This is a genomic window from Novimethylophilus kurashikiensis (assembly GCF_003112435.1).
Classification (GTDB): Bacteria; Pseudomonadota; Gammaproteobacteria; order Burkholderiales; family Methylophilaceae; genus Novimethylophilus; species Novimethylophilus kurashikiensis.
This window is the reverse complement of the sequence record NZ_BDOQ01000003.1, coordinates 503,859-518,080: the sequence shown is the minus strand read 5'-3', so window position 1 is coordinate 518,080 and position 14,222 is coordinate 503,859. Positions and strand designations below refer to the sequence as shown.

14 protein-coding genes are annotated in these 14,222 nt (G+C 58.7%); 10 read left to right on the top strand and 4 right to left on the bottom strand.

From position 1 onward, the window contains the following. The first annotated feature begins 41 nt into the window (after window positions 1-41). Entirely contained in the window at window positions 42-2,012 is a 1,971-nt protein-coding gene (locus NMK_RS05965) for a monovalent cation:proton antiporter family protein (RefSeq protein ID WP_109014831.1), read from the top strand. Next, a complete protein-coding gene (locus NMK_RS05960) occupies window positions 2,009-3,034 on the top strand; it encodes an NAD(P)/FAD-dependent oxidoreductase (protein WP_109014830.1) in 1,026 nt (341 codons plus the stop codon). The genes NMK_RS05965 and NMK_RS05960 overlap by 4 nt, the downstream gene beginning before the upstream one ends. Here the strand turns inward: NMK_RS05960 and moaC are convergent. Continuing rightward, the gene (gene moaC, locus NMK_RS05955) at window positions 3,031-3,522 is read right to left on the bottom strand and encodes a cyclic pyranopterin monophosphate synthase MoaC (RefSeq protein ID WP_109014829.1); all 492 of its coding nucleotides are present in this window, start codon (window positions 3,520-3,522) and stop codon (window positions 3,031-3,033) included. The two genes, NMK_RS05960 and moaC, sit on opposite strands and share 4 nt — an antisense overlap. A 59-nt stretch (window positions 3,523-3,581) precedes the next feature. Here moaC and NMK_RS05950 point away from each other — a divergent pair, with 59 nt between their 5' ends. The 4 genes from NMK_RS05950 to NMK_RS18950 all read left to right on the top strand — a co-directional run bounded on the left by NMK_RS05950 (window position 3,582) and on the right by NMK_RS18950 (window position 7,918). After that, entirely contained in the window at window positions 3,582-5,006 is a 1,425-nt protein-coding gene (locus NMK_RS05950; protein ID WP_109014828.1) for a beta-barrel assembly-enhancing protease, read from the top strand. Beyond that, window positions 5,003-5,452, top strand: coding sequence for a thiosulfate oxidation carrier protein SoxY (soxY, locus tag NMK_RS05945; protein ID WP_109014827.1), 450 nt, complete (start codon window positions 5,003-5,005; stop codon window positions 5,450-5,452). The genes NMK_RS05950 and soxY overlap by 4 nt, the downstream gene beginning before the upstream one ends. A gap of 1 nt (window position 5,453) precedes the next feature. Continuing rightward, a complete protein-coding gene (soxZ, locus tag NMK_RS05940; protein ID WP_109014826.1) occupies window positions 5,454-5,771 on the top strand; it encodes a thiosulfate oxidation carrier complex protein SoxZ in 318 nt (105 codons plus the stop codon). A gap of 125 nt (window positions 5,772-5,896) precedes the next feature. Then, window positions 5,897-7,918 carry a methyl-accepting chemotaxis protein gene (locus NMK_RS18950; RefSeq protein WP_109014825.1) on the top strand — a complete coding sequence of 674 codons (2,022 nt, stop codon included), beginning with the start codon at window positions 5,897-5,899 and terminating at the stop codon, window positions 7,916-7,918. On the opposite strand, the gene NMK_RS05930 is transcribed toward NMK_RS18950, so the two are convergent. Genes NMK_RS05930 through NMK_RS05920 form a run of 3 tightly spaced genes read right to left on the bottom strand, consistent with a single transcriptional unit; the run spans window position 7,915 to window position 9,950 of the window. Beyond that, window positions 7,915-8,199, bottom strand: a complete 285-nt coding sequence (locus NMK_RS05930; protein ID WP_109014824.1) for a hypothetical protein — start codon at window positions 8,197-8,199, stop codon at window positions 7,915-7,917. The genes NMK_RS18950 and NMK_RS05930 overlap by 4 nt on opposite strands. Before the next feature lie 12 nt (window positions 8,200-8,211). Next, a complete protein-coding gene (hda, locus tag NMK_RS05925) occupies window positions 8,212-8,883 on the bottom strand; it encodes a DnaA regulatory inactivator Hda (protein WP_306419337.1) in 672 nt (223 codons plus the stop codon). A 5-nt stretch (window positions 8,884-8,888) separates the two neighbouring features. Next, on the bottom strand, window positions 8,889-9,950 hold the full coding sequence (locus NMK_RS05920) for an AI-2E family transporter (protein WP_109014822.1): 1,062 nt from the start codon (window positions 9,948-9,950) through the stop codon (window positions 8,889-8,891). Window positions 9,951-10,014: 64 nt separating this feature from the next. On the opposite strand from NMK_RS05920, the gene purM reads away from it, so the two are divergent. The 4 genes from purM to NMK_RS05900 are packed head-to-tail and all read left to right on the top strand — an operon-like array spanning window position 10,015 to window position 14,152. Further along, entirely contained in the window at window positions 10,015-11,064 is a 1,050-nt protein-coding gene (purM, locus tag NMK_RS05915; RefSeq protein WP_109014821.1) for a phosphoribosylformylglycinamidine cyclo-ligase, read from the top strand. A 37-nt stretch (window positions 11,065-11,101) separates the two neighbouring features. Further along, the gene (locus tag NMK_RS05910; RefSeq protein ID WP_109014820.1) at window positions 11,102-11,818 is read left to right on the top strand and encodes a DUF3108 domain-containing protein; all 717 of its coding nucleotides are present in this window, start codon (window positions 11,102-11,104) and stop codon (window positions 11,816-11,818) included. 3 nt (window positions 11,819-11,821) lie between these two features. Next, window positions 11,822-12,853: a DUF3108 domain-containing protein gene (locus NMK_RS05905; RefSeq protein ID WP_109014819.1), complete on the top strand. Its 1,032-nt coding sequence runs from the start codon at window positions 11,822-11,824 to the stop codon at window positions 12,851-12,853. A gap of 45 nt (window positions 12,854-12,898) precedes the next feature. Then, window positions 12,899-14,152 carry an RsmB/NOP family class I SAM-dependent RNA methyltransferase gene (locus NMK_RS05900; RefSeq protein ID WP_109014818.1) on the top strand — a complete coding sequence of 418 codons (1,254 nt, stop codon included), beginning with the start codon at window positions 12,899-12,901 and terminating at the stop codon, window positions 14,150-14,152. The last annotated feature ends 70 nt before the right edge of the window (window positions 14,153-14,222 follow it).

Here is a 14,222-nt window from a genome sequence, read left to right as displayed (position 1 = left end):
AACGGCGGGACTTCCCGCCGAATTTGAAAAGTTTCGAACGCATGCCCACCCTCAAGATTATTTTATTGCTGCTCACCAGCGCCGTCCTCGCCGTCGGAGTGATGCGCGCCTGGCGGTTGCCCTCGCTGCTGGCCTACTTCATGGTGGGTTTCGCACTGGGACCGCATACCTTCGGATTGGTGGCCGATACCGAAGCAGTACGCGGCCTGGCCGAGTTCGGCGTGGTATTCCTGATGTTCAGCATCGGGCTGGAGTTCAGTCTGCCGCAGCTTTATGCCATGCGGCGTACCGTGCTGGGTCTTGGCGGCGCGCAAGTGCTGTTGACGTTGGGCGTCGTGGTTGCGGCGGCCATGATGTTGGGCATCGAGTGGCGCGAATCTTTCGTCATCGGCGGCGCATTGGCGATGTCTTCCACGGCCATCGTGTCCAAGATGCTGGTGGAGCAGGTTGAGCTCAACTCGCGCCACGGCCGGCTCTCCATCGGCATTTTGCTGTTCCAGGATATTGCCGTAGTGCCGCTGCTGATCCTGATTCCTGCCTTGGCGAGTGCCGATGGCAATTTGGCGGCCCTGCTCGGTACATCGGCACTCAAGGCTGGCGTGGTGCTGGCCGTGCTGCTGTATTTCGGCAAGGCGCTGATCAACCCATGGTTCGATCTCGTGGCGCGGCAACGCTCGCAAGAGCTGTTCGTGCTCAACGTGCTCATGATTACCCTGGGCCTGGCCTTCGCTACCAAGTTTGCTGGGCTGTCGTATGCGCTTGGCGCATTCGTCGCCGGCATGTTGATTTCGGAAACGCGCTATCGATTTCAGGTGGAAGCGGATATCGGTCCGTTCCGTGACATCCTGCTGGGCCTGTTCTTCATTACCCTGGGCATGCAACTGGACATCCACGCCTTGTGGGCCAACCTCGGCTGGATCCTGCTGCTCACGGGAGCTGTCATCGCGGTCAAAGCTGGCTTGATCACCGGCATTTGCCGGTTATCCCGGCACGAGACCGGCGTCGCCTTGCGCGCAGGACTGACACTAGCCCAGGCAGGCGAATTCAGTTTCGTGTTGCTGGCGATGGGGAGTGATTCGGATCTGCTCAATCCCCAGCACACGCAAATCCTGCTGGCGACAATGTTGTTCTCGATGTTGCTGGCGCCTTTCCTCATCCAGAACAACGGACGCCTGGCGCGGTTGATGGCGCCCAGCTACAAGCGTAACCGTGCAAGACAGGTGCAAGGGGTCGCCGACGCCAGCATGGGGCTCGCCGGACACGCCATCCTTTGCGGTTACGGCCGCAGCGGGCAGAACCTGGCGCGCTTCCTGGCGCAAGAACAGATTCCTTACATCGCGCTGGATACCGACCCGGTGCTGGTGAAAGAGACTGCCGCTGCCGGTTTGCCGGTCGCCTATGGCGATTCCTCGCGCTTGGAAATCCTGGAAGCCGCAGGCTTGGAAAAAGCGCGCGTGGTCGTGATCAGCTTTCCGGAACTGCGGGCTACCTTGAAGGTCTTGCACGTATTGCGCGAGCACTATCCCAATGTCCCGGTGATCGTGCGAACGCTGGACGACCGCGACATGGACAAGCTGCGCGACGCTGGTGCGACGGAAGTAGTGCCGGAAATCCTCGAGGGCAGCCTCATGTTGGCTTCCCACGCGCTGGTCGTGTTGGGAGTGCCGCTCAACCGGGTGGTGAAGCGTATCCGTCGTTTCCGGGAGGAGCACTACAGCATGCTGCGCGGTTTTTTCCATGGTTTGTCGGATAGCGATCTCGACGTCGCCGACAAATTCCAGATGCGCTTGCGCTCAGTGCAACTAGGCCCGAGTTCAGCCGGCGTGGACAAAAAGCTGTACGATCTCGCCCTCGAACAGTTCGACGTGCAGGTGCAGTCGGTACGGCGTGGTAGCGAGGGTACGCTTCCGGCTGATCCCGATCTGGTCCTGCAAGACGGAGACGTGGTCGTGCTGCTGGGCATGTGGGAAGGCCTGGCCAGCGCTGAAAATATCTTGTTGAAGGGCAAATGAACGACGTCATTATCATTGGAGCAGGCGCAGTCGGCGGCTTAACCGCGATGGAGCTGGCCAAGCGCGGGGCACACGTTACGCTGATCGACCGACATGAAGCCGGGCGCGAAGCCTCTTGGGCGGGCGGCGGCATCCTGTTTCCGCTATTGCCCTGGCGCTATCGTGAAGAGGTCAACCGCTTGGCGCTGGCCGGAATGACGGCCTACCCGGCTGTGATCGATGAACTGCGGGCGGCCGGGCATGAGCCGGAATACATTGTGAGCGGGATGGAGGTCCATCCTGAATTCGATACTGACGTCATCCGGTCGTGGTGCGAGACTCACGCTTTTCCGGTAGAAATTACGGCCGACAAGGTCTGGCTGCCCAGCGTGGCCCAGGTACGCAATCCGCGTATTCTCGGGGCAATCAAACAATGGCTCAAGGATCACGGCGGCAGGCTGCTGGAACATGCGGAAGTGGCTCCGATCCAAGCGCCGCAAGGCCGGATTTCATCGATCAATGCCGGCGGCGAAAGTTTGCAGGCGGACCACTATGTACTGACCGCCGGCGCCTGGAGCCGGGATATCCTCGGCACCCATGCCATCAATCGCGATCTCAAGCCGATGCGTGGGCAAATGCTGCTCTATAAAACTGATCCCGGCGTGTTGACGCGCATTCAATACAAGAACGACTTTTACCTGGTGCCGCGGCAAGACGGCCATGTCCTGGCAGGCAGTACGGTGGAAGACGTGGGATTCGACAAGGGCACGACGGAAAACGCCTTGCAGGACCTGCATCGCAAGGCGGGTGATTTGCTTCCGGCGCTACGCGATTTGCAGCCAATCCAGCATTGGTCGGGCTTGCGGCCAGGCTCGCCTGACAATATTCCTGTCATCGGCCGCCATCCAGAGGTCGAAAACCTGTGGATCAATACCGGGCATTTCCGCTATGGCGTCACCATGGGGCCGACGAGCGCCAAGCTGTTGGTCGATTTGATGCAGGGCCTGTCGACGGAGCTGGACCCGGAACCTTACGCCGTTTAGGCTTCTTCGGCTGCAGCGCCAGCCACCCAATGGCCGGATTTTCCGCCGGCTTTCTCCAGCAAACGAATCCCATGCATGGACATGCCCCGGTCTACAGCCTTGCACATGTCGTAGATCGTCAACAAAGCCACGCTGACAGCGGTCAGGGCTTCCATCTCCACGCCAGTACGGCCAACGGTTTCGGCCGTCACCAGGCAGCGAATTTCGCAGGCGGTGCCGGTATCGAACTCCACGCTGACCTTGGTGAGCGGAATGGGGTGACACAGGGGAATGAGTTCCGAGGTGCGCTTGCTGCCCTGGATCGCCGCGATGCGTGCGATGCCGAGCACGTCGCCTTTCTTGGCGTTGCCGCCGAGGATCATGGCGTAAGTTTCCGCCAGCATGTGGATCGTGCCTTCAGCCCGCGCCACGCGGCGGGTCTCGTTTTTGTCGCCGACATCCACCATGTGGGCCTGCCCGGCGGCATCGAAATGGGTGAACTCGGCCATTTACAATTCCTTACTGTAATTCATGTGAACTAATATTCGTCAGCCATTATCATAGCAGCATGAAATTTTCGTACCTTTTGCTCGCCGCACTGGCGCTGGCGCCATTGGCATTGGCCGACGGTCTGCCCGACCTGGGCGATTATTCTCAAACCGTATTGCCGCCGCAGGAGGAACGCCGCATCGGCGAAGAAATCATGCGCGAGATTCGCGCCAGCGGCGAAATGGTCAGCGACGTGGAGGTTGCCGACTACATCGGTGCCCTGGGTTATCGGCTGGCTTCCAACAGCTCGGAAAATACCCGCTCGTTCTCGTTCTTCGTCATCCAGGATCCGACCATCAACGCCTTCGCGCTTCCCGGTGGGTTTATCGGCGTGCATACCGGTCTTATTGCCCAAACGCGCAGCGAATCCGAACTCGCCAGCGTACTGGCCCACGAAATCGGCCACGTGGTGCAGCACCACATGTCTCGCATGCTGGAGGCGCAAAAGCGCGCGACCATTCCTTCCATGGCCGCTTTGGCGGCCTCTATCCTGGTGGCTCGGGCCAATCCGCAACTGGCGCAGGCCGGTATCGTCGCTTCCCAGGCAGGGGGCATCCAGCGGCAACTGGATTACACCCGCGAGCATGAACGGGAAGCGGATCGCGTCGGGCTGCAAATCCTTAACGATTCAGGATTCGATACCAGCGCCATGCCGACGTTCTTCGAAACGTTGATGAAGAACACGCGCATTTCCGAAGGCAGCGCGCCGTCCTTCCTGCGCACCCACCCACTGACGACCGAACGTATCGCAGAAATTCGCAACCGCGTGGAGCAGCTGCCCTATCGCCAAGTGCCGGACAGCCTGGAGTTCCAGATGGTTCGTGCCAAACTGAGCGCCGGGGTCGGCACGCCGAGCGATGCTGTACGTTATTTCGATTCGAATTTGCGCGAGAAGAAATTCAGCAACGAGGCGAGCCAGCGCTATGGCCTAGTGGTGGCTTTGCTGCGCAAGCAGGATACCTTGCGGGCAGAGCACGAATTCGCGGCGTTGCAAGCACTGCTACCGCGACATCCCATGGTGGAAACGCTAGGCGCCAACCTGCTCATGGCGGAGGGGAAGGCCAAGGAAGCCTTGGCTCGTTATCGTAACGGGCTGGGCTGGTTCCCCAAGTATCGTGGGCTGGTGTACGGTTATGCCGAAGCCTTGCTTTCAACCGGCCAACTCGACCAGGCGGCCAACTTTTTGTCGGAAAAAGAGTCGCTCCTGCCCGAGGATGGTTATTTGTACGAATTGCAATCTCAAGCTTACGTGCGTCAAGGCAAGAACCTGCTGGGACATCAAGCGCAGGGCGAGGCGTATTTCCGCAATTTCGATATCGGTTCCGCAGTCGAGCAGATGGAACTCGCGGTGAAGAGCGGCGACGGCGACTTCTACCAGCAATCCATTGTCGAGGCGCGCCTCAAGGAGCTGCGCCAGTTACAAGGAGACCCCAAGAAAAAATGAACGATTCTCGTCGAAGCTTCATACAGGCAGGCGTAGCCTTGCTCGGTTTGATGGCGCTGGCGCCGCTCAAAGCGTTGGCTGCCATTTGGAACAAGCCCGCCTTCGAATCAACCAGTGTGGACGGCGCGCTTGCCGGATTGGATGCTAAGTCGCCTCAGCCCAGCAAAGACATCGTGCTAAGCGCGCCCGACCTCGCCGAAAACGGCGCCATCGTGCAGATCGAGGTGGAAAGCCGCATTCCCAATACCGAAGCGATTGCCATCATTTCCGACAAGAATCCCACGCCGCTCATTGCCAATTTCGTCTTCAGCGAAGGTGTTGACCCTTATGTCGTCACGCGCATCAAGATGGCGGAAACCTCAGAGCTGCGGGCGGTAGTGAAAGCTGGTGGGCGCTACTTTATGGCTTCGCGCAAGGTCGAAGTCGCCGTTGGGGGGTGCGGCTGATATGGCAAACGGAATGAAAATAAGGGCGCAGCTCAAAAACGGCGTGACTGAAGTCAAGGTGCTGATGAGCCATCCCATGGAAACCGGTCGTCGCAAGAACGATTTCGGCGAGTTGGAACCGGCGCATTTTATCCAGCTGGTTACGGCAACGCTGAATGGAAAAACGGTCATGGAGGCCCAGTGGGGCACAGGGATTTCCAAGAACCCCTACCTGACCTTCCGCCTGCGCAACGCCAAGGCGGGAGACAGGATCGGTGTGCGCTGGACGGACAACAAGGGCCAGGGCGACGCGATTGAGACGGAAGTCATCTCAGCCTGAGCCGTAAAGATCCGGCATCAAGAATATTAATGATTTCATTGTATTTTTTAATAACAGGACTTGTAAGTATTATTAGCTGGGGGAATGTGACAGACTCCGTGGTGCTGTAATTTTGGAGAACCAATGTGAGTCTAATAAGAAATTATTTTGCTCCGGCAAAGCCGGGCATCGTGACGTTGCAATCCAATTTCGGCGGCCTCGCCGATAAGCTTGCTTCTCTTGGCATAACTCCCGTTTTCATTAGCGGCTACGTTTCGCCTCATCTGGATATCGATGCGGTAGCCCGTCAGGTCGCCACCCGGTTTCCGGGAGTTCCCATGCAGATTTGCAGTACTGCGGGCGAGCTCTGCAATGTCGACCCCGGCAATATGTACCGTTCGGCAGAAGGCGCCTGGGATCATGTTGTCTTGCAGCTGTTCGATAGCAGTGTGATCTCGCAGGTGGAATTGATAGCCCTGCCGCTTAATAGCGAGGATTTGCGGCGAGGCGGGGCATTTGCGCCGATGCGCGACCGTCTAGACCGATTGGCAAGCAACATACGCCAGATGCAGGTTCGGATGGATATCGACCATCGCGACACCTTGGCGCTGATTGCATTCGATGGTCTTTCGGTTTCCGAATCGTTTTTCATGGAAGCGCTTTATGAGTCAGGGCGTTTTCCATGCCTGTTCGTCGGCGGCTCAGCGGGCGGCAAGTTCGATTTCCGTAATACCTGGATGCATGACGGGAAACAGCGGCTGGAAAACCATGCGCTGATCGCTTTTGTCAAAACCGCGCCCGGCGTCCGCTTCGGCGTGTTCAAGACGCAGAATTTTGAGCCGACCGGAACAAGTTTCCAGGTGCTGACCGCATCCCTGGAACGTCGCAACATCAGTCAGGTCATCAACGGCGAAGGTCGCATCGTGCCGCTGATCGATGCCCTATGCGTCGTTTTGAATTGCAGCCAGCAAGAGCTAGAGCGCAAGCTGGCGGATTATTCCTTTGCCATTCGCGTGCGCGACGAGCTGTACGTACGCTCGGTGCAAAAGATCGACCTGGACGAAAACATCATTCATTTCTATTGCGATGTGGCGCCTGGCGACGAGTTGCTGCTGGTCAAGCGTACCGGCCTTGTCAGCACCACGGAGAATAGTTTCAGGAAATTCATGCAGGGCAAGCCGAAGCCTGCTTTTGCCGGTATTTTCAACGACTGTATCCTGCGCCGGCTCTACAACGGCCCGGAATTATCGGCGATGGGCAGGATTTTCGAGGGCATTCCGATCGCCGGGTACTCGACCTTTGGCGAAATCTTGGGGCTCAACCTCAACCAGACACTGACGGCGATTTTCTTTTTCAAGGTGAGCCAGGGCGAGGCGTTCAACGATGATTATGTCGATAACTTCGTGGCGCATCACGGCGAATTCAAGGCGTTCTTTCTGCGGCGCCAGATTGGCAAGCTGGGTGGGTTGTCGCGTGTCATCGTGCAACAAATCGCAGATTACAAAGAGCAAAAATTCGACAACAAACTGGATGCGCTCAATTTCGATAACAACATTCGTTCCGTCGTGGATGGCCTTAACAGCTTGGGCGATGCGTTACGCAATGCGAACGAGCAGCGCGAAAGCACGGCCCACCAATTGGAGGTTTGCGCCGAAGACTTGTACAGCTCTGTCGACGGCCTCACCCATCAACTGGACGAACAGACGCACGTTATTCACCAAGCCAGTTCAACCGTATCGTTCCTGACGCAGCAAGCCAAGGATGTCGCCGGAAACGCGCGCTCATTGGCTATTGCCAGCCAGCGCATCCAAGGGGTTGTGGAAGTGATTCAGCAAATTTCCGACCAGACGAATTTGCTGGCGTTGAATGCTGCCATTGAGGCAGCGCGAGCAGGTGATGCCGGGCGCGGGTTTGCGGTGGTGGCGGACGAGGTGCGTGGATTGGCAGAGAAGTCTCGATCGAGTGCAACGGAAATCGGTGCAGATATTTCCCAGTTGGCGAGGGAGATCGAGCAGGTGGCCCAATCCATTGAAGTGCAATCGGACAACGTGGCTGATTTGTCCGGCATGTTGCAGTCGATCGAGGAAGCTAGTAGTCAAACGGCCCACATTGCGGGGCATACCAAAGGTGTGGCCGATACCCTCAAAAACTTTACTGCGGTGAGTTAGCGCGCCTCATCCCGGTCCAGCATCTTGCGGATTTCGGTTCGGTATTCCGGGAAGTAACGGGCGATGACCGGTAAATCGAATTTCCGCAGGATGCTGCTGTTCGACTCGCGCTCCAGCAAAAACTCGAACGATGTCCTGACCAAACGCCCTAGTGGCACTCCTGGCGCGACGGATGCCGCATATTCGAGAGGAACCGTAACGGTGTGATGGGTGGAAGTCCTATCCTCAACGGCGACATCAAAGGTCGTATCGTCGATTTGCTTGACGTTAATGCTAGCCATGACAGTCCCCTTTTATTGCGTGGGCGAAGAAGCCGGTTGCAGCAATTGCTTCAATAGCGAAACCGTCACCGGCTTTTTGGCGGTGAGCGACCATTTGTCGAGGGAATCCAACACGCCCATCAACGTGGGCAAGTCGCGGCGTACGTGGGCCAGCAGGTAATCGATAACTTCCTGCGGCAGGCGAAACCCGCGTTCGTTGGCGTGACGTTGCAGCGCCTGGGATTTTTCGTCATCCGAGAGCGCTTGCACCTGGTACACCAAGCCCCATCCCAGCCGCGTCCGTAAATCGGGACGCACTTCCAGTGCTTGCGGAGCATCTCGGCCGGCAACGATGAGCGGGCGGCCGGCATCGCGAAACTCGTTGAACAGGTTGAAAAGACCGACCTGGCTGTCTTCGTCGAGGTTTTGGACGTTATCCACCGCCACTGCATCGTAAGCCGAAAGTCGCGACCAGTCCGTAGCTTCTTCGACATAGGCTGCATTCAGGCCGCGGGAAAGATACAACGCGGTGGCGGCTTTCAACAGATGCGTCTTGCCACTGCCGCTTTCTCCCCATACGTAGAGCGAAGCAGCGCCTTGCTCGGCAAGGGGCAGGGTACGCAGTGCATCGATCAATTCCTGGTTGCGGCCGACGACGAAATTCACCAGCGACGGCACCGGAGCCGGCTGGAAATCGAGAAGCATTTGTTTCAATTCTGGTAGAACTCGCTATCGAGGTAGTGGCTGCGTACGTGGCGCAAGCCCACGAGCAGGGTGGCGCTGACCGGCAGGGCGAGCAGGATGCCGAAAAAGCCGAACAGTTCGCCGAAAGCCAGCAAGGCGAAAATCACGACCACGGGATGCAAGCCGATGCGCTCGCCGACAAGGAAGGGCGTGACCACCATGGCTTCCAGCGATTGCCCGATGCCGAAGGCGATAGCGACGGGCAGTACTCCGCTGAATCCTTGAAACTGCATGAGTGTGGCCAGCATTCCCAGCGTCAGGCCCACCGCAAAACCGAGGTAGGGGATGAACACCAGCATCCCGGCGACCAGGCCGATCGGCAGCGCGAATTCCAGCCCCGCGAAGTGCAGCGCAGTTACGTAATAGATGCTCATGACCAGCATGACGGAGAGTTGGCCGCGCAAGAACTCGGAAAGCACGGTATCGATTTCGCGCCCGATTTGCGTAGTAAGCGCATGCCAGCGGCGCGGCAACAGGCTTTCTACCCGGATCATGAGACTGTTCCAGTCTCGCAGCACGTAGAAAAACACCACCGGAACCAACAACAAATTGGTTGCCAGACCCACGACTACAAGACTGCCCGATTTGATCGAGGGCAACAGGCCGACAGCCAAATCCTTCGCATTGGAAAGATGGCCGGTCAGGTAGGTCTTGAATTCGTCCGCATCCAGCGCGACGTCGATGCCGAAACGCGTATGCAGCCAGGGCGCAGCATTTTTCTTGATCGAATCCAGATAACCGGGAAGGTGGGCGATGAACTGCTGGAGCTCGCTCCTAATCAGTGGCGCAATGATGAGCGCCAGCCCGGCAAAGGTGCTGATGAGCATGAGTAGCGCCAATACGGCGCCCACGCTACGCGGCACGCGTTTTTTTTCCAGCCAGTCGACGATGGGGTTGAAAATGTAGGCGAGGATGATGCCGAACATGAACGGTGCGAGAATCGGGCCGAGGCGATACAGCAACCAGAGGCCGGCCGCGAGGGGAATCAGCCAAAAGAATTGAGATAAGCCAGTACTGTTGTCTCGCATTTGGCCGTTTCGCGGTAAAATTCGAAAAAACCGTAATTTATCCTGCTGACAGCGAGAACACAACTTGAGCGCTCCCGATCATCAAAAACCATCCATCAGCTACCGCGATGCCGGCGTCGATATCGATGCGGGCGACGCGCTGGTCGAAGACATCAAACCTTTCGCCAAGCGCACCATGCGCCCCGAAGTGCTGGCCGGCATCGGCGGCTTCGGTTCCTTGTTCGAAGTGCCGAAAAAATATAAAAATCCGGTGTTGGTGTCCGGCACGGACGGCGTCGGCACCAAGCTGAAACTGGCATTCCAGCTCAACAAGCACGACACGGTAGGTATCGACCTCGTCGCCATGAGCGTCAACGATATTCTGGTGCAGGGCGCCGAGCCGCTGTTCTTCCTCGATTACTTCGCCTGCGGCAAGCTTGAAGTCGGCACGGCCGGCCAAGTCATCAAGGGCATCGCCGCCGGTTGCGAACAAGCCGGCTGTGCGCTGGTGGGCGGCGAAACGGCAGAAATGCCGGGCATGTACCCCGCGGGCGAGTACGACCTGGCGGGCTTTGCCGTGGGATGCGTCGAAAAAGACGCCATCATCGACGGCTCGACGATTGCCGCGGGGGATGTGGTGCTGGGCCTGGCTTCCAGCGGTGCGCATTCCAACGGCTATTCGCTGGTGCGCAAGTTGATCGACATGTCGGGCATCGATCTCGACAGCGACTTCCACGGCAAGCCGTTCCGCGATGTCGTCATGGCGCCGACCCGCATCTACGTGAAGCCGCTGCTCAAGCTGTTGGCTACGCTGCAGGTCAAGGGCATGGCGCATATCACCGGCGGCGGCCTCACCGGCAACGTGCCGCGTGTGCTGCCCGAAAACGTAACGGCCGAAATCGACAGCACTGCGTGGATGTTGCCGCCGCTGTTCCAATGGCTGCAACAGCAGGGTAACGTCACGCACGACGAAATGCACCGCACGTTCAACTGCGGTATCGGCATGGTGGTGATCGTCTCTGCGGCCGACGCCGAGCAAGCTCAGCGCCTGTTGGAAGCCGAAGGCGAGACCGTCTATCGCATCGGTCATGTGCGCCAACGCAACAACGGCGAAGAGCAGACCATCGTCAAATAACGGTCGTCTGCTACCCGAGGCCTTGCGTTATCACACCATGAAAACACTGTTCCTGTTACTGTTGGGGTTGGTCGCTGCGACGTCCGCGCCCATAGTGGCCCTGAGCGCGCCGCAACTAACCGCGCCGCAAAAAGTGACGGTGGTCTATGAGGCAACACGCGACGGCAAGCCCTTCGCGAAGGTTAACGAAACCTTCAGCCGTGATGGCAGCCATTACCGCATCGAAAGCGTGACTTCGGGTATCGGCGTCTACGCCTTGCTGGGAAAACGCCATCTGACCAGCGACGGCGAAGTCACGGCGCATGGGCTCAAGCCGCATCATTTCGAGTTGCAGCAGGGTGACAATAGCAAGAAAAAGGTGACGGCAGATTTCGATTGGGAAGGCGGCAAGCTCACCATGACGGTGAAGAGCAAGGCCAATACCGTCGATCTTGAACCAGAAACGCAGGATCTCGCGAGCTTTCCCTACCAGTTCATGTTTCAGCCGCCAGCGGCGGATGAAATCGTGATGCCAGTGACGACCGGCAAGCGTGTTCGCACTTATCGTTATCAGGTGACACGTCCGGAGGATAAGCTGGACGTGTTGGGTGGCCTCAAGGTAATCAAGCTTGCCAATGCCGGCAAGGACGAGGGCGACGATGACAAGGAGTTCTGGCTCGCCGTCGACAAGCATTTCGTTCCGGCCAGAATCGTGCTGCGCGACGACAACGGCGCTCGCATCGAGCAGGTGCTGACCAGCTTGAGCATCGAATAACCCATGCCCAGGCTGCTTCGCCAGCGGCTGCTTTGGGCGCTTGTGGTTTCGCTGGCGCTGCACCTGCTGCTCGTATTCCAGGCGGAAATCCCCTTGCCGGACTGGGACGGCAGCCATGAAGTCATCAGCGTTTCTTTGGCACCTGCCCCCCGGCCCGTTGCAGCGCCGAAACCGCCCGAGCCTGAAAAACCGGCCCGACCGCCGAAACCAAGGCCGATGCCCAAGCCGAAACCGGTGGCCAGGCCTGAAGTACACGAGCCACCCAAGATGCCTCCGCCGCAGGCCGATGCTACGCCGGCTGCCCAGCCCGTGGCCCAGGCAACCCCTGAACCGGAGCCGACGACTTCTCCACCGGTAGAGTCACCCGCCGATACGCTGCCGAAAATTCCGGATGAGCCGGTTTCGGTACCCCCTCCGCCGCGGCATGTGGAAATCGAATTCCGTGGCGCGAACGGCAGCAAAGGTGCTGGCAAGCAAACCTTCGACCGCGATGAGAACAATCACTATCGCCTGGTAGGCGAAATGAGCATGCCGGTGGTGTTGTTCATTTCGGGCAGCATCGAGCAGCATAGCGAGGGGCTGATCACCGACAAGGGGCTGCAGCCGTTGAAATTCACGCAGAAAATCACCGGCAGCAGGCCGCAGACGGCGAGTTTCGACTGGGATGCGCAGAGCCTTGTCATGGACACCGGCAAGCGTACCGAAACTAAACCCCTCTCGCCGGGTACGCAGGACATGCTGAGCTTCATGTACCAGTTCATGTTCATGCCGCCGCTAGAGCAAATGCAGATCACCATGGTGACCGGCAAGAAACTGAGGACCTACGTCTACAACTTCGAAGGCGAGGACACGCTGGATACTCCCATGGGCAAGCTCAAAGCGCTGCACATCGGCCGCAGCAACAACGACGGCGACGAGCGGACGGAACTTTGGCTGGCTTCGGAATATCGCTACTTGCCGATCCGCATCCGCCGCACCGAGAAAGATGGCGCGTTCGTCGATCTCATGGTGACGCGGCTTGTCCTAACAGAATAAACAAAACGTCCCGCCGCGCGGGGCTTAATCAGGAAACCTATCAACATGGCAATTTCGCCCGCACTTTTCGATACTACCGTCGAAGCCATCACCGAGTTGCAGGAAGGCAGCGGCCCCGCCGACGCAAGGCTTTCCGCCTATTTCCGCAATCACCGTAAATTGGGCTCGCACGACCGCGCCTTTATCGCCGAAACAGCCTATGCCTTGCTGCGTCGGCGTCGCTTTCTCGATTACCTTGCGCCGGAAGCTAGCCCGCGTCGGCTAGTATTGGCATGTTTGGTGCGCGTCAACGGCCTTAGCCCGCGCGAGCTGGAACCGTTCCTGCGCAAGACCGAGGTCGAATGGCTACGCGAAATCAAGGCCAAACCGGCCGACAATCTCCCGCTCGCCGTCCAGGCGGAGCTGCCTGATTGGCTGTGGGAGCGATTGGTAGCGCAATACGGCGAGGAAGAAGCATTGGCCATAGCGCGCAGCCTGCAACAAACCGCGCCGCTCGATTTACGTGTCAATCGGCTCAAGGGACAGCGCGAGGCGGTGCTGGCCTTGTTCACCAAGGAAGGCCTGACGGCCACTCCTACGCCCTACTCGCCCGATGGCGTGCGGCTCAAGGAAAAGATTGCGCTCAACCAGCATGTGCTGTTCAACAAGGGCGTGGTCGAAGTGCAGGATGAAGGCAGCCAGTTGTTGGCTGCCCTGGTCGCGCCTCGCCGCGGCGAAATGGTGGCCGATTTCTGCGCTGGCGCGGGCGGGAAGACGCTGGCGCTGGGCGCCATCATGGCCAACACCGGTCGCTTGTATGCCTTCGATGTGTCCGAACGTCGCCTCTCCAATCTGCGTCCGCGCTTGGCCCGTAGCGGCTTGTCCAACCTGCATCCCCAACTCATCGCCAACGAGCGCGACCAGAAACTCAAGCGCCTCGCCCAGAAATTCGACCGTGTGTTAGTGGATGCGCCGTGCAGCGGGCTTGGCACCTTGCGCCGTAATCCTGATCTCAAATGGCGCCAGAGCGAGATGGACATTGCCGAGCTGACCGTCAAGCAGGGCAATATCCTCGAAGCTGCCGCCAAGCTGGTCAAGCCGGGCGGTCGCCTGGTCTACGCGACTTGCAGCTTGCTGGAGGCGGAGAACGAAGGCGTAGTCGCCGCCTTTTTGGCACAGCACCCGGAATTCGAGCAAGCGAACGCGGCTGAAATCCTGGCCCAGCAGAAAATCGAGCTCGATACCGGCGACTTTCTCAAGCTGCTGCCGCACAAGCACGGTACGGACGGCTTTTTCGCGGCGGTGCTTACGCGCCGATGAGCGATTGCTGGTGCCACGCCCTGGCTGCCATCCTAGAGGGCGCGGGGAGCTGGGCATAGCCGCGGTGGAG

Bases quoted from the DNA above. Each gene is read 5' to 3' on its own strand.
- NMK_RS05905 (WP_109014819.1), top strand. From the start codon at position 11,822: ATGCCCAGGCTGCTTCGCCAGCGGCTGCTTTGGGCGCTTGTGGTTTCG.
- NMK_RS05900 (WP_109014818.1), top strand. From the start codon at position 12,899: ATGGCAATTTCGCCCGCACTTTTCGATACTACCGTCGAAGCCATCACC.
- NMK_RS05950 (WP_109014828.1), top strand. From the start codon at position 3,582: ATGAAATTTTCGTACCTTTTGCTCGCCGCACTGGCGCTGGCGCCATTG.
- NMK_RS05960 (WP_109014830.1), top strand. From the start codon at position 2,009: ATGAACGACGTCATTATCATTGGAGCAGGCGCAGTCGGCGGCTTAACC.
- soxZ (WP_109014826.1), top strand. From the start codon at position 5,454: ATGGCAAACGGAATGAAAATAAGGGCGCAGCTCAAAAACGGCGTGACT.
- NMK_RS05920 (WP_109014822.1), bottom strand. From the start codon at position 9,950: ATGCGAGACAACAGTACTGGCTTATCTCAATTCTTTTGGCTGATTCCC.
- moaC (WP_109014829.1), bottom strand. From the start codon at position 3,522: ATGGCCGAGTTCACCCATTTCGATGCCGCCGGGCAGGCCCACATGGTG.
- NMK_RS05930 (WP_109014824.1), bottom strand. From the start codon at position 8,199: ATGGCTAGCATTAACGTCAAGCAAATCGACGATACGACCTTTGATGTC.
- NMK_RS05910 (WP_109014820.1), top strand. From the start codon at position 11,102: ATGAAAACACTGTTCCTGTTACTGTTGGGGTTGGTCGCTGCGACGTCC.
- hda (WP_306419337.1), bottom strand. From the start codon at position 8,883: ATGCTTCTCGATTTCCAGCCGGCTCCGGTGCCGTCGCTGGTGAATTTC.
- NMK_RS05965 (WP_109014831.1), top strand. From the start codon at position 42: ATGCCCACCCTCAAGATTATTTTATTGCTGCTCACCAGCGCCGTCCTC.
- soxY (WP_109014827.1), top strand. From the start codon at position 5,003: ATGAACGATTCTCGTCGAAGCTTCATACAGGCAGGCGTAGCCTTGCTC.